This window comes from Mycobacterium sp. 852014-52450_SCH5900713, from assembly GCF_001667075.1.
Taxonomy (GTDB): domain Bacteria; phylum Actinomycetota; class Actinomycetes; order Mycobacteriales; family Mycobacteriaceae; genus Mycobacterium.
Genome location: NZ_LZIL01000035.1, coordinates 246624 through 261162 on the forward strand (window position 1 = coordinate 246624; position 14539 = coordinate 261162).

At 67.3% G+C, this 14539-nt stretch carries 10 protein-coding genes; 6 read left to right on the forward strand and 4 right to left on the reverse strand.

Going from position 1 to position 14539, the window contains the following annotated elements:
• Window positions 1-18 precede the first annotated feature (18 nt).
• From A5773_RS10640 to A5773_RS10665, 6 genes are all read left to right on the forward strand, one after another.
• Entirely contained in the window at window positions 19-2055 is a 2037-nt protein-coding gene (locus tag A5773_RS10640) for a cytochrome c oxidase assembly protein (protein WP_067261111.1), read from the forward strand.
• Window positions 2056-2210: 155 nt separating this feature from the next.
• Window positions 2211-2717 carry a single-stranded DNA-binding protein gene (locus A5773_RS10645; RefSeq protein ID WP_066958404.1) on the forward strand — a complete coding sequence of 169 codons (507 nt, stop codon included), beginning with the start codon at window positions 2211-2213 and terminating at the stop codon, window positions 2715-2717.
• Between the two features lie 90 nt (window positions 2718-2807).
• Window positions 2808-4484, forward strand: coding sequence for an energy-dependent translational throttle protein EttA (ettA, locus tag A5773_RS10650; RefSeq protein WP_067261114.1), 1677 nt, complete (start codon window positions 2808-2810; stop codon window positions 4482-4484).
• A gap of 120 nt (window positions 4485-4604) precedes the next feature.
• Entirely contained in the window at window positions 4605-9446 is a 4842-nt protein-coding gene (locus tag A5773_RS10655) for an NAD-glutamate dehydrogenase (RefSeq protein ID WP_067261117.1), read from the forward strand.
• Window positions 9443-9859, forward strand: coding sequence for a thioesterase family protein (locus A5773_RS10660; RefSeq protein WP_066958398.1), 417 nt, complete (start codon window positions 9443-9445; stop codon window positions 9857-9859). Before A5773_RS10655 ends, A5773_RS10660 begins: the two co-directional genes overlap by 4 nt.
• Complete coding sequence (locus A5773_RS10665) at window positions 9844-10518, forward strand: hypothetical protein (RefSeq protein WP_067790821.1); 675 nt, start codon at window positions 9844-9846, stop codon at window positions 10516-10518. Before A5773_RS10660 ends, A5773_RS10665 begins: the two co-directional genes overlap by 16 nt.
• 55 nt (window positions 10519-10573) lie before the next feature.
• On the opposite strand, the gene A5773_RS10670 is transcribed toward A5773_RS10665, so the two are convergent.
• The 4 genes from A5773_RS10670 to A5773_RS10685 all read right to left on the reverse strand — a co-directional run bounded on the left by A5773_RS10670 (window position 10574) and on the right by A5773_RS10685 (window position 14459).
• Window positions 10574-11587, reverse strand: a complete 1014-nt coding sequence (locus tag A5773_RS10670) for an FAD/NAD(P)-binding protein (protein ID WP_067790854.1) — start codon at window positions 11585-11587, stop codon at window positions 10574-10576.
• 72 nt (window positions 11588-11659) lie between these two features.
• Window positions 11660-12268, reverse strand: a complete 609-nt coding sequence (locus A5773_RS10675; RefSeq protein ID WP_082948172.1) for a DUF5134 domain-containing protein — start codon at window positions 12266-12268, stop codon at window positions 11660-11662.
• Window positions 12269-12471: 203 nt separating this feature from the next.
• Complete coding sequence (locus tag A5773_RS10680) at window positions 12472-14037, reverse strand: glycoside hydrolase family 13 protein (protein ID WP_067790823.1); 1566 nt, start codon at window positions 14035-14037, stop codon at window positions 12472-12474.
• Window positions 14038-14063: 26 nt separating this feature from the next.
• Window positions 14064-14459 (reverse strand): globin, encoded by a 396-nt coding sequence (locus A5773_RS10685; RefSeq protein WP_066958669.1) that lies wholly within the window; start codon window positions 14457-14459, stop codon window positions 14064-14066.
• Window positions 14460-14539: the final 80 nt, after the last annotated feature.

The window sequence follows — 14539 nt, forward strand, 5'->3', positions numbered from 1 at the left end:
GGCTCATACCCTGGGCGTATGACGGTCGATCGGTCGGTGACGCCACCCCGCGCGCGGGCGTGGCCGCTGCTGATCGGTGTCGCGCTGTTGGCGGGCTGCACGGCGGCCGGTATCGGGGCGTTGTCGCTGGCCGACGCGCTGACCGCCACGGGGTTGCCGAACCCGGGTCCGGCAACCACGCTGGGGCTACCGTTCATCCGGGCGGCGGGGGAGATCGCCGCGGTGCTGGCCGTGGGCTCGTTCCTGTTCGCGGCGTTTCTGGTGCCGCCCCAACGCAGCGGCGTCCTGGACGCCGACGGGTACCGGGCGCTTCGCCTGGGGACCGTGGCGTCGGGTGTCTGGGCGGCGTGTGCGGCGCTCCTGGTTCCGCTGACCATTTCCGACGTGTCGGGCCGCCCGCTGGTCGCGCTTTTGAACCCGGTGCGGATCTGGTCGATCGCCGGCCTGGTCACCACCGCCTCCGCGTGGCGCTGGACCGCGGCGCTGGCCGCGCTGGTGATGCTGGCCAGCCTCTCGGTGCTGCGCTGGTCGTGGACGCCGCTGCTGTTCGCCGGCTCGCTGCTGACGCTCATCCCGCTCGGGCTGACCGGCCATTCGTCGGCGGGCGGTTCGCACGACCTGGCGACCAACAGCCTGCTGATCCACCTCATGGCCGCGGGCCTGTGGGCCGGCGGCCTCTTGGCGTTGACCGCCTACGGGCTGTGCGGCGGCGGGCACGTCGCCCTGGCGGCGCGGCGGTTCTCCGCAATCGCGCTGTGGTGCTGGGTCGCGATGGCGCTCAGCGGTCTGGTGAACGCCGCGGTGCGCGTCCCGTTGGGCGACCTGGTGACCACCGATTACGGCCGATTGGTGGTGGGCAAGTTCGCCGCGTTATGCGTGCTGGGGGTGATCGGCTGGCGCCAGCGGCGCTCGTCGGTCGCCGGTTTGCAAGCGGAACCGCCTCAGCCGGAGGCGCGCCGCGCCCTGCTCCGGCTGGCGCTCGCCGAGGCCGCGGTCTTCGGCCTCACCTTCGGCATCGCCGTCGGGCTGGGCCGCACCCCGCCGCCACCGCCGCCGAGCCGGCTGCCCTCGATTCCCGAGGCCGAGATCGGCTACGACTTCAACGGCCCGCCGACCCCGGCGCGGATCCTGTTCGACTGGCGCTTCGACTTGATCTTCGGCAGCGCCGCCATCGTCTTTGCCGCCCTCTATGTGGCCGCCGTGGTCCGCCTGCGCCGCCGGGGTGACGCCTGGCCGCCGGGCCGGACCGTCGCCTGGCTGCTCGGCTGCCTCACGTTGCTGTTCGTCACGTCGTCGGGGGTCGGTCGCTACATGCCGGCGATGTTCAGCGTGCACATGGTCGCCCACATGGGCCTGTCGATGCTGGTGCCGATCCTGCTGGTGCTGGGCGCCCCGGTGAGCCTGGCCCTGCGGGCGTTGCCCGCCGCCGGCCGCGACGACCCGCCCGGTATGCGGGAATGGCTGTTGGCCGCCCTGCACAGCGGGCTGTCGCGGTTCCTCACCAACCCGGTCGTGGCCACCGTGCTCTTCGTCGCCGGCTTCTACGGGCTGTACCTGTCGAGCCTGTTCGACATCGCCGTGGGCAGTCACGCGGGGCACCTGGCGATGAACCTGCACTTCCTGCTCAGCGGGTACCTCTTCTACTGGATCGTCATCGGGGTCGACCCCACGCCGCGTCCGATTCCGCCGCTGGCCAAGGTGGGCGTGGTGTTCGCGTCGTTGCCGCTGCACGCGTTCTTCGGGGTGGTGCTGATGGGCACCCGCAGGGTGCTCGGCGCCGACTACTATCGCTCGCTCGGCTTGACCTGGCACACCGACCTGATCGGTGACCAGCGGTTGGGTGGCGGGATCGCCTGGGCGGCGGGGGAGCTGCCGCTGGTGATCGTGATGCTGGCGTTGCTGGTGCAGTGGGCGCGCAGCGACGACCGGACCGCCCGGCGGTTGGACCGCGCCGCCGACCGCGACGACGACGCCGAGCTGGTCGCCTACAACGCGATGCTGGCCGAGCTGTCGCGGCGCGACAGACCCAACCGTCCGCACCAGCCGGCGGATTGATCCACAGTCGCGATTCCTTCCACAGGCCCGATGGGGCACCGCCGGATTCCGGCCCCTTCGCCCGCCGGCCCGTCGGTGGCGCCGGGCTCAATGGCGGCCAGGACGGGCGGTGCCTCGTTCACCGCCCAACAGCAAACCGAGAAGGGATCATTCCAATGTTCGAAACCCCGCTTACCGTGGTCGGGCACATCGTCAACAACCCCGAACGCCGACAGGTCGGCACCCAGGAGGTCATCAAGTTTCGCGTCGCCAGCAACTCCCGGCGGCGCACGGCCGACGGCGGCTGGGAGCCGGGCAACTCGCTGTTCATCAACGTCAACTGCTGGGGAAAGTTGGTCACGGGCGTGGGTGCCGCGTTGGGCAAGGGCGCCCCGGTGATCGTGGTCGGTCACGTCTACACCAGCGAGTACGAAGACCGCGACGGCAACCGCCGCTCGTCACTGGAGATGCGGGCGACCTCCGTCGGGCCCGACGTATCCCGCGCGATTGTGCGGATCGAGAAGCCGGGCTACACCGGTCCCAATCCGGAGCAGGCGGCCATCAATGGAACTTCGGTGGCGGCCGCCGACGTTGGTGGTGACGAGGACCTGAAGGCCGGCGACGACCCGGCCGACTCCGGTGACGGCGCCGCTGACCGCGTCTCGCTCTCCGTGCCGGCTTGACGGTCGGCTTGGGGGCGGGCCGGCGGTTGTCGGCCGGTGCCTAGGATGGTCCGCGAGATCACTTGTAGACCAGAAAGGCACAACAGCGGCATGGCTGAGTTCATCTACACGATGAAAAAGGTCCGCAAGGCGCACGGCGACAAGGTGATCCTGGACGACGTCACGTTGAGCTTCTATCCGGGCGCCAAGATCGGCGTCGTCGGCCCCAACGGCGCCGGCAAGTCGAGCGTCTTGCGGATCATGGCTGGCCTGGACAAGGCGAACAACGGCGAGGCCTTTCTGGCCACCGGGGCCACCGTCGGCATCCTCCAGCAGGAGCCGCCGCTGAACGAAGACAAGACGGTGCGCGGCAACGTCGAAGAGGGGCTCGGCGAGATCAAGGTCAAGCTGGACCGCTTCAACGAGGTCGCCGAGTTGATGGCCACCGACTACTCCGACGAGTTGATGGAGGAAATGGGCCGGCTCCAGGAGGACCTCGACCACGCCGACGCGTGGGACCTCGACTCGCAGCTGGAGCAGGCCATGGACGCCCTGCGCTGCCCGCCGCCGGACGAGCCGGTGACGAATCTGTCCGGCGGAGAGCGGCGCCGCGTGGCGCTGTGCAAGCTGCTGTTGTCCAAGCCCGACCTGCTGCTGCTGGACGAGCCGACCAACCACCTGGACGCCGAAAGCGTGCAGTGGCTCGAACAACACCTGGCCGCCTACCCGGGCGCGGTGTTGGCTGTGACCCACGACCGGTACTTCCTGGACAACGTCGCCGAGTGGATCCTCGAGCTCGACCGCGGCCGTGCGTATCCCTACGAGGGCAACTACTCGACATATCTGGAGAAGAAGGCCGAGCGGTTGGCGGTGCAGGGCCGCAAGGACGCCAAGCTGCACAAGCGGCTCACCGAGGAGCTGGCCTGGGTGCGGCAGGGGGCAAAGGCGCGGCAAGCGAAGAGCAAGGCCCGCCTGCAGCGCTACGAGGAGATGGCCGCCGAAGCGGAGAAGACGCGCAAGCTCGACTTCGAGGAAATCCAGATCCCAGTCGGGCCCCGCCTGGGCAACGTGGTCGTCGAGGTCGACCACCTCGACAAGGGCTACGACGGGCGGACCCTGATCAAGGACCTGTCCTTCACGCTGCCCCGCAACGGCATCGTGGGCGTGATCGGGCCCAACGGGGTGGGCAAGACGACGCTGTTCAAGACCATCGTCGGGCTGGAACAGCCGGACAGCGGGACGGTCAAGGTCGGAGAGACGGTCAAGCTCAGCTATGTCGACCAGTCTCGCGCCGGCATCGATCCCAAGAAGACCGTGTGGGAAGTCGTTTCGGATGGCCTCGACTACATCGAGGTCGGCCAGAACGAGATCCCGTCGCGCGCCTATGTCTCGGCGTTCGGGTTCAAGGGTCCCGACCAGCAGAAGCCGGCCGGCGTGCTGTCCGGTGGCGAGCGAAACCGGCTGAACCTGGCGCTCACGCTCAAAGAAGGCGGCAACCTACTTCTGCTCGACGAGCCCACCAACGACCTCGACGTCGAGACGCTGGGTTCGCTGGAGAATGCCCTGGAAAAGTTCCCGGGCTGCGCGGTGGTCATCTCGCACGATCGCTGGTTCCTGGACCGCACCTGCACGCACATCCTGGCCTGGGAGGGCGACGAGGACAACGAGGCCAAGTGGTTCTGGTTCGAGGGCAACTTCGGCGCATACGAGGAGAACAAGGTCGAACGGCTCGGTGTTGACGCGGCCCGGCCGCACAGAGTGACCCACCGGAAGCTCACGCGCGACTAGTGTCAGCTGCGCAGCACCCCGAAAATGCGGCCCAGACGAGCCGCGGCGGGTGCACCCCGCTTGCGGGGGAAGTGGGCGGTTGAGCGCAGTGGCGTTCGTCACGAGTTGGGAGCCATCGGCATGACGATTGATCCCGGAGCCAAGCAGGCGCTCAAGCCGTGGACCGCCTTCACCCGGCAGCAGGACATCCCCGACTGGATCGCGAAGGCCTATATCGAGAGCTATCGCGGCCCGCACGGCGACGAACCCGGGGCGGAATCCGGCCCAATCGACCTGACCGTCCCGACCGCGATCGTGACCCCCGCCATGCTCGGCGCGCACTATCGGCTCGGTGAGCACCGTCCCGCCGGCCAAAGCCGGGTCGCGGTCTACCCCGCGGACGACCCGGCCGGATTCGGGCCCGCGCTGCAAGTCGTCACCGACCACGGCGGCATGCTGTTGGACTCCGTCACGGTGCTGCTGCACCGCCTCGGTGTGCCCTACGCGGCCATCATGACCCCGGTGTTCGAGGTTCACCGCAACCCTGCGGGCGACCTGGTCAGCGTCGAGTCGAAACCGCCCGGTGCCCCGCAATACGTGGGCGAGGCGTGGATACACGTGCAACTGCTGCCCTCGGTCGACAGCAAGGGCCTCGCCGAGGTCGAACGGTTGTTGCCCAAGGTGCTGTCCGACGTGCAACAGGTCGCCAGCGACGCGGGCGAGTTGATCGCCACCCTGAGCGGCCTGGCCGCGGAAGTGGAAACCAACGCCCAGGGCCACTTCTCGGCCCCCGACCGCGCCGATGTCGCGGCGCTGCTGCGCTGGCTGGGCAACGGTAACTTTCTGCTGCTCGGCTACCAACGTTGCCGCGTGCACGATCGTTTCGTCTCCGGCGACGGGTCACCCGGGCTGGGCGTCCTGCGCTCCCGCACCGGTGCCCGCCCTCGGCTGACGGATGACGACAAATTGCTGGTGTTGGCGCAATCGGTCGTCGGCAGCTACCTGCGCTACGGTGCCTATCCGTACGCCGTCGCGGTTCGGGAAAATGTCGGCGGCGACGACGGCGTGGTCGAGCACCGCTTCGTCGGACTCTTCACCGTCGCCGCCATGAACGCGGACGTTCTGGAAATCCCCACGATCTCGACCCGAGTGCGCGACGCGCTCGCCCTGGCCGACAGCGACCCGATCCACCCCGGCCAGCTGCTGCTCGACGTCATTCAAACCGTCCCGCGCTCAGAGCTGTTCACGTTGAGCGCCGAACGGCTCTTGACGATGGCCAAAGCCGTGGTGGATCTGGGATCCCAACGGCGGGCGTTGTTGTTCCTGCGCGCCGATCGGCTCCAGTACTTCGTCTCGTGCCTGGTCTACCTGCCCCGCGATCGCTACACCACGCAGGTGCGGTTGCAAATCGAGGACATTCTGGTCCGCGAGTTCGGTGGCACGCGGCTCGAATTCACCGCGCGCGTTAGCGAATCGCCTTGGGCCCTCATGCATTTCATGGTGCGGTTGCCGGAAGACGCGGCGCCGGTCGACGTCTCCGAAGCCAACCGGGTCCGCATCCAGGGACTGCTGAGCGAAGCCGCGCGGACCTGGACCGACCGGTTGATCGGGGCCGCCGCGGAAGGCTCCGTCGACCAGGCCGATGCCGAGCACTACGGCACCGCTTTCTCCGAGGTCTACAAGCAAGCCGTCACCCCGGCCGATGCCATCGAGCACATCGGCATCATCGAAGGGCTGCATGATAATTCGGTCAAGCTGGTGTTCTCCGAGCGAGGCGAGGACGGGGCCGCCCAGCTGACCTGGTTTCTGGGCGGGCGCACCGCCTCACTGAGCCAGCTGCTGCCCATGTTGCAGAGCATGGGCGTGGTGGTGCTCGAGGAGCGACCGTTCACCGTCACCCGCCCGGACGGGCTGCCGGTATGGATCTATCAGTTCAAGATTTCTACGCACCCCACGATCGCGCCGGCGACGACCACTGCCGACCGCGACGCGACCGCACAGCGGTTCGCCGATGCGGTCACCGCGATCTGGCAAGGTCGCGTCGAGATCGACCGGTTCAACGAGCTGGTCATGCGCGCCCGGCTGACCTGGCAGCAGGTCGTGCTGCTGCGCGCCTATGCGAAGTACTTACGGCAGGTGGGCTTTCCCTACAGCCAGTCCTATATCGAGTCGGTGCTGAACGAGCACCCGTCCACCGCGCGATCGCTGGTCGCCCTATTCGAGGCGCTCTTCGATCCCCGGCCGTCGGGCGCGTCAGTCAACCGTGACGCACAAGCGGCGGCGGCCGCGGTGGCCGCCGACATCGACGCGCTGATGAGCCTGGACACCGACCGCATCCTGCGGGCGTTCGCATCGCTGGTTCAGGCGACGCTGCGCACCAATTACTTTGTGACGCGCGAGCGTTCGGCACGCGCCCGAAACGTGTTGGCACTCAAGCTGAATGCGCAGCTCATCGACGAATTGCCGCTGCCGCGTCCCAAGTACGAGATCTTCGTCTATTCGCCCCGCGTCGAAGGTGTGCACCTGCGGTTCGGCCCGGTGGCCCGCGGCGGGCTGCGCTGGTCGGACCGCCGCGACGATTTCCGCACCGAGATCCTCGGCCTGGTCAAGGCGCAGGCGGTGAAGAACGCCGTCATCGTGCCGGTTGGCGCCAAGGGCGGCTTCGTCGTCAAGCGGCCGCCGCTGGCGACCGGCGATCAGGCGGAGGACCGCGATGCCACCCGCGCCGAGGGCGTCGCCTGCTATCAGCTGTTCATCTCCGGCCTGCTCGATGTGACCGACAACGTCGACCACAAAACGAGAAAGGTCAGCCCGCCGCCCGAGGTGATACGGCGCGACGGTGACGACGCCTACCTGGTGGTGGCCGCCGACAAGGGCACCGCGACCTTCTCCGACATCGCCAACGACGTGGCGAAGTCCTACGGCTTCTGGCTGGGTGACGCCTTCGCGTCCGGCGGATCGGTGGGCTACGACCACAAGGCGATGGGCATCACGGCCAGGGGTGCGTGGGAGGCCGTCAAGCGACACTTCCGGGAGATGGGCGTCGACACCCAGGCCGAGGACTTCACGGTGGTGGGCATCGGCGATATGAGCGGTGACGTGTTCGGCAACGGCATGCTGCTCTCCAAGCACATCAGGTTGATCGCCGCCTTCGATCACCGGCACGTGTTCCTCGACCCCGACCCCGCCCCCGCGGCCTCGTGGGAGGAGCGCCGGCGGATGTTCGACCTGCCGCGGTCCAGCTGGGAGGACTACGACAAGTCGTTGATCAGCGAGGGCGGCGGTGTGTACAGCCGCGAGCACAAGTCCATCCCCGTCAGCCCGCAGGTGCGCGACGCGTTGGGCATCGACGCAGAGATCACCGAGATGACCCCGCCCAACCTGATCAAGGCGATCTTGCAGGCGCCGGTCGATCTGCTGTTCAACGGCGGCATCGGCACCTACATCAAGGCCGAGTCCGAGTCCGACGCCGACGTCGGCGATCGCGCCAACGATCCGGTGCGCATCAACGCAAGTCAGGTGCGCGCCAAGGTGATCGGCGAGGGCGGGAACCTGGGGGTGACCGCCCTGGGCCGGGTCGAGTTCGATCTGTCGGGTGGGCGCATCAACACCGACGCGATGGATAACTCCGCCGGCGTGGACTGTTCGGACCACGAGGTGAACATCAAGATCCTGATCGACTCGCTGGTCACCGCCGGCAGGGTCGACCCCGACGAGCGCAAAGCGTTGCTGGAGTCGATGACCGACGAGGTCGCGCAACTGGTGCTCACCGACAACGAGGATCAGAACGACCTGATCGGCACCAGCCGCGCCAACGCGGCCAGCCTGCTGCCGGTGCACGGCAGGCAGATTCAATACCTCGTAGACGAGCGTGGGCTCAACCGCGAATTGGAAGCCCTGCCGTCGGAGAAGGAGATCGACCGGCGGTGTGAGGCCGGCATCGGCCTGACGTCGCCCGAGCTGTGCACCCTGATGGCGCACGTCAAACTCGGGCTCAAAGAGGAGATGCTGAACACCGAATTGACCGAGCAGGATGTGTTCGCATCCCGGTTGCCGCAATACTTTCCGACGCCGTTGCGGGAACGGTTCAGCGCAGGGATCCGCACCCACCAGCTGCGCCGTGAGATCGTCACCACCATGCTGATCAACGACCTGGTCGACACCGCCGGCATCAGCTACGCGTTCCGGATCACCGAGGATGTCGGGGTCGGGCCCGTCGACGCGGTGCGGACGTACGTCGCCACCGACGCCATCTTCGGCGTGGGAGAGATCTGGCGGCGGATCCGCGCGGCGAATCTGCCGGTCGCGATGTCCGATCGGCTCACGCTCGACACCCGACGGCTGATCGACCGCGCCGGCCGCTGGCTGCTCAACTACCGACCGCAACCGCTGGCCGTGGGTGCGGAGATCAACCGGTTCGCGGCGAAGGTCAAAGACCTGACCCCGCGGATGTCGGAGTGGTTGCGCGGCGACGACAAGGCGATCGTCGAGAAGGAAGCCGCCGAATTCTCTTCGCAAGGTGCACCCAACGACCTGGCGTACATGATCGCCGCTGGTCTCTACCGATTTAGTCTGCTGGACATCATCGACATCGGCGACATCAACGACATCGACGCCGCCGAGGTCGCGGACACCTATTTCGCCCTGATGGACCGGCTGGGCACCGACGGCCTGCTGACCGCGGTGTCCGAACTGCCCCGCAATGACCGCTGGCATTCCCTGGCGCGCTTGGCGATTCGCGACGACATCTACGCCTCGCTGCGATCGTTGTGCTTCGATGTGCTCGCCGTGGGCGAGCCGAACGAAAGCGGCGAGGAGAAGATCGCCGAGTGGGAACACCTATCCGCATCAAGGGTGGAGCGGGCCCGCCGAACCCTCATCGAAATTCAGGAAAGCGGGGAAAAGGATCTCGCGACGCTGTCGGTGGCCGCGCGTCAGATCCGGCGCATGACCCGCACCAGTGGAAGAGGATCATCAAGTTGAGCGTCGGCTTCGTCGCCCCCGTGCCGGTGCGTTGGTCGGACATCGACATGTATCAGCACGTCAACCACGCCACCATGGTCACGATTCTGGAGGAGGCCCGGGTCCAGTTTCTGCGCGAAGCATTCGAGGTCGATATCTTGACCATCGGGTTGCTAATCGCCGAAGTCAAGGTGACGTACAAAGGTCAACTGCGGCTGGTCGATTCGCCGCTGCAGGTGACGATGTGGACCAAGCGGCTGCGGGCGGTGGACTTTACGCTGGGCTACGAAGTGCGCTCGGTCGGCGCCGATCCCGAGTCTAAGCCCGCCGTCGTCGCCGAGTCGCAGCTGGCCGCCGTCCATATCGAGGAGGAGCGCCTGGTGCGGCTCTCCCCACATCATCGGGAGTATCTGCAACGGTGGATTCGGCAGTAGTTGACCGCGGACTCTGGTTGGGGCCAGCCGACCGGACCGCCCAGCGCCGGGACCTGGCCGCGTTCGTCGACTACGCGCTGCGTCTCGACGACACCGCCGTCATTCGCCTTCGCGCTCGATCGGCCGGTCTGCTGACGGCTTGGGTGGCAACCGGTTTCGACGTCCTGGCCAGTCGCGTGGTGAGTGGTGAAGTGCGGCCCGAGGATCTGTCGGTGGGCGCGGACGCCCTGGCGCGCGGCCTGGCCGCGATGGACGACGCGGGCTACGTCAACCCCGGCTTCGCGATGGACTCCGCGTGGCGGGGTGCGTTGCCCCCGGACGCCGGCTTCACCCACCTCGAGGACATACCCGCCCGGGTGATGCTCGACCTGGCGCAGCGCGGCGCACAACTTGCCAAGGAACACGGCAGTTCGCACGGCCCACCCGTATCGCTGCTCGACCAGGAAGTCATCCAGGTGAGCTCCTCCGATGCGAGTGTGGGGCTGCCCATGCGGTGTGTGTTCGCTTTGACCGCAATGGGTTTCCTACCGCAGTCACCAGATGCCGTCGGCGCCGACGACATGATCAGGGTCCGGATCCTGCCGACCTGGTTGCGCATCGACGCCCGATTCGGCTCTGTGTACCGGCGCCGCGGCGACCCGGCGCTCCTGCTGCGCTGACTCGTATCACGTTCCGAATCATCTTGAGTCAAACCCCGGCATGCGGGGTGAGTCGTCACGTGGTGTAGACCATCCACAGCGGAAGAACCGAGTCCAGGTAATCCATGAACTTCTTGAGGCCCACGCGGTATTGCCCGTAGCCGTATGGATCTTCGGCGTACTCCGGAAAGGCGATGCCCAGTCCGAACAGGCCGGGGGCGATGATTCCGTTCATCCGGTTGTATTGCAGCGGGCCCCACTGGGGCGTCTCGGGCAGCTTCCGCTGCTCGAAACCAACGGTGTAGACCACGTGGTCGCACTCGGCGATCTTCTCTTCGAAGTCCGGGGCGGCAACCCAGCACCTCTCCAACCGTTCCGGATGCTCACCGTCGATGTTCTCGCGGGCCCAGACGGCGGCCCGGCCCTTGAGACCGGTATCCTCGAAAAGGATCCAATCATCCAGGTAGACAGCGTATTTGAGCGGGCTGCGGTAAAAATTGATCACCCGACCGACCGGAAGCCGCAGCAGGTGCGGTAACGCGATCATCGACGAGTGCGACGAGCCGAAGACGCCAACCGTCGCGCCCTCCAGCGGCACCTCGGCGAGCTTGTCGGCATCGAGGGCGACCTCGACCGGAATTTCGTCGGGGGGATAGTCGAGCCTCTTGGGGGCTGCGCCGATGGCGAGGATCACGTTGTCCGAGGCCAGTTCCGGATCCTGCGTTTCGATCCGCCACTGCCGTCGCTGCAGGGACAGGGTGGTGGCCATCGTCTCGAAGGTGTGCACCCGTTCGCGCAGTTGCGCGGTGACCCACACCAATGGGTCGGCGACCAGGGCAAGGGCGCAGGTCTCCTCCGGGTCCACTTCGGCCAGCGGCATTGGCGGGGCTTGGGAGAACCGAAAGGCCGCAGAGCCATTCAGGAAACTCATGAACGTCCCGGCAATGGTGTTGCTCGACACCGACCGCCACTTACCGCCCAGGTCTCCCGCGGCGAAGGCGGGATCGATCCAGGCGATCTTGTCCGGCGGTACGCCCCGATCGAGCAGCCTGCCGACCGCAGCAATTCCGGCGGGTCCGGCTCCGATCACTGTCCACGCGTAGGTCGCCATGTAACTAGGTATAGAGGAGCGATGAGGCACGCGCCGAGTCGTCGGGTCCGATCAAACGATGTCGGCGAACATCAGCGCCGTGCCGGCGGCGGTGACGGCTTGAGTCACGATTTGCGCGTAGGTGAGTCGAACGGTGCGCGGCATCAACCTCGTCCAGCGCTGCGCCATCCAGTGGTACGCCCAGAAAATCGCGACCGCGCCGAACCCCAGGGCCGCGGTCCAGTTGACGACGCTGACCCAGTCGGCCGCGGCGTGCGGCATGTGGTGTGCGGCGTGCTGCAAGCCCGCCGCGGCGCTGTGTGCGGGCATGCTCATCGCTTCGTCGCCCGCCTGATCCGAGTGGCCGGGCAAGCTGCCGTTCATCGCCCCGTACATCCAGGCCATCGCGACCATCATGAGGGCGTAGTAGTAGTTCGTCAGCCTGCCGTCGGCGGCCCAGGGCGCGCGGCGGCCGATGCCGACGAACCAGGCGCCCGCGAGCAGGAAGCACGTCGGTGCGACGATGGTCGGCAAGCTCATGCCAACCCCCCAGGCCATCAAGATCATCACCGCAGACATCGCCAGGTGCAGCAGCTGGCTCACGACGCCGGTCCAGCATCGGCGTTGGGCGACAAGGAAATACGCGTAGGCCGCGAAGCTGACGGCAAAGAGCGCCGTCACTAGCCATCGCAAGGTGTTATCCACCAACCCGCCTCTCGCCGGTGGGCCCACACGACGTCAGCTTGAGACCCGGAATCGGGGTTTCGATCTCGGCCATGGCACGAGAGTACCCCCAGAGGGTATCTATCCCGCGGCGCCACCCCGACGATCGCCCATGCGCAATGCGAAACCGAGTGCTCCGCCCCGGCTTTGGGGGAGGCCGGTCAGGCCAGCCACGCCGCGGCGTCCGGCGGGAGTTCGTCGTCGACCAGCGGGGCGCTGGCCATGATGAGCTGTCCCGGCGGCAGTGGGATCGGTCGCCGGCCGGCGTTCACCGCGCACACCGCTCCGCCGCCGCGGCGCCTGAAGATCAGCGCATCGCGTGGCGCGTCCAACCACTCGATTTCGTCACCGTCGAATTCGGTGCGCTCCTTGCGCACCTTGATGATGTGCTGGAAGAACGAGAAGGTCGATTCGGGGTCCGCGGCCTGCCGCTCGACAGTCAGTGCCGCCCACTCCCGCGGCATCGGTAACCAGGTGTCGGGCGACGAGGAGAACCCGAACGGGGGAGCCTCGCCCGACCACGGCATCGGAACCCGGCACTTGTCGCGGCCGCGCTCGGTGTGCCCGGAGCGTTCCCACGTCGGGTCCTGCAATACCTCGTCGGGCAGCTCGACGTCCGGCAGCCCCAGTTCCTCGCCGTTGTAGATGAACACTGCGCCCGGCAGGGCGAGCATCACCATCGCCATCGCCTTCGCCCGGCGCAGCCCGATCTCGCCGCCCCCGTACCGGGTGACCTCACGGCCCACGTCGTGGTTGGACAGCGTCCAGGTCGGGATGGCGTTTTCGATCGCGATGGCCTCCATGGAGTTCTGGATCGCGTGCTGGATCTCGCTGGCGTCGAAGTCGATCTTCGTCAGCCGGAAGTTGAAGCCGAGGTGCAGTTCGTCGGGCCGCAGGTACTCGGCCCACAGCAGATTGTCGAGCACCCACACCTCGCCGATGGTCACCGCGTCGGGATAGTCGTCGACGATCTTGCGGATCCCGCGGTGAATCTCGTGCACGCTCGGGTGGTTGAAGCGGGGGTCGTCGTCGCTGTGACTCAGCACCTTGACGTCGTCCTTCGCGTCGGGCAGGTCGGCCGGCTTGGCCATCCCGTGCGCCACGTCGATGCGGAAGCCGTCCACGCCGCGTTCCAGCCAGAAACGCAGCGTCTTCTCGAAATCGTCGAAGACGTCCGGGTGCTCCCAGTTCAGGTCCGGCTGCTCGGTGTCGAAAAGGTGCAGGTAGTACTGGCCCGGATTGCCGTCCGGCTCCACCACCCGCGTCCAGGCGGACCCCCCGAACACCGACGTCCAGTTGTTCGGCGGCAGCTCCCCGGCGGGACCCCGGCCGTCGCGGAAGTAGTAGCGGTCCCGCGCGTCGGTACCCGGCCCTGCGGCCAGCGCGGCCTGAAACCACGGGTGCGCCGAGCTGGTGTGGTTGGGCACCACGTCCATGGTGATCTTGATGCCCCGCTCGTGCGCCGCCGGGATCAGCCGCTCAATGGCCGCCATCCCGCCGAACAGCGGGTCGATGTCGCGCGGGTCCGCGACGTCGTAGCCGTGGTCGGCCATCGGCGAGACGGTGACCGGGTTGAGCCAGATCGCGTCCACCCCGAGTCGCTCGAGGTGATCCAGGTGGGCCAGTAATCCATCGATGTCGCCCACGCCGTCGCCGTCGCTGTCGGCGAACGACCGGGGATAGACCTGATAGAAGACCGCGTTCGACCACCATGCTCCGGGGCTCATCCTGTTCCGTTCAGTTCGCTGGGCTATCAGAAGGGCGAGTTGACCAGCGAGTGGGCGGCCATCTCAAGGTAATCGAGCAACTGACGTCGGTGCTCGTCGTCGAGGGTGTCCGAATCGATCGACGCGACCGCCGTGTGCATGCAGCGCAGCCAGGCGTCGCGCTCGATGGGAGTGATCCGGAACGGGACGTGGCGCATCCGCAGCCGTGGATGCCCGCGCCGGTCGGAGTAGGTGCGGGGGCCGCCCCAATACTGCTCGAGGAACATGCGCAACCGTTCCTCGGCGCCCGCCAAATCGTCTTCGGGGTACAGCTGGCGCAGAATTTCGTCCTCGGCGACCTGGGCATAAAAGCGGGACACGATCGCATGAAAGGTTTCGGCACCGCCGACGGCGTCATAGAAGGACTGTGGCTCGGAATCCATCGCCTCCATTGTGGTCCATCGCGGCGGCTGCGGCCTGAGCCGGGCCGAGGGCACAACCGCTGTTCACCCGGACGACATGC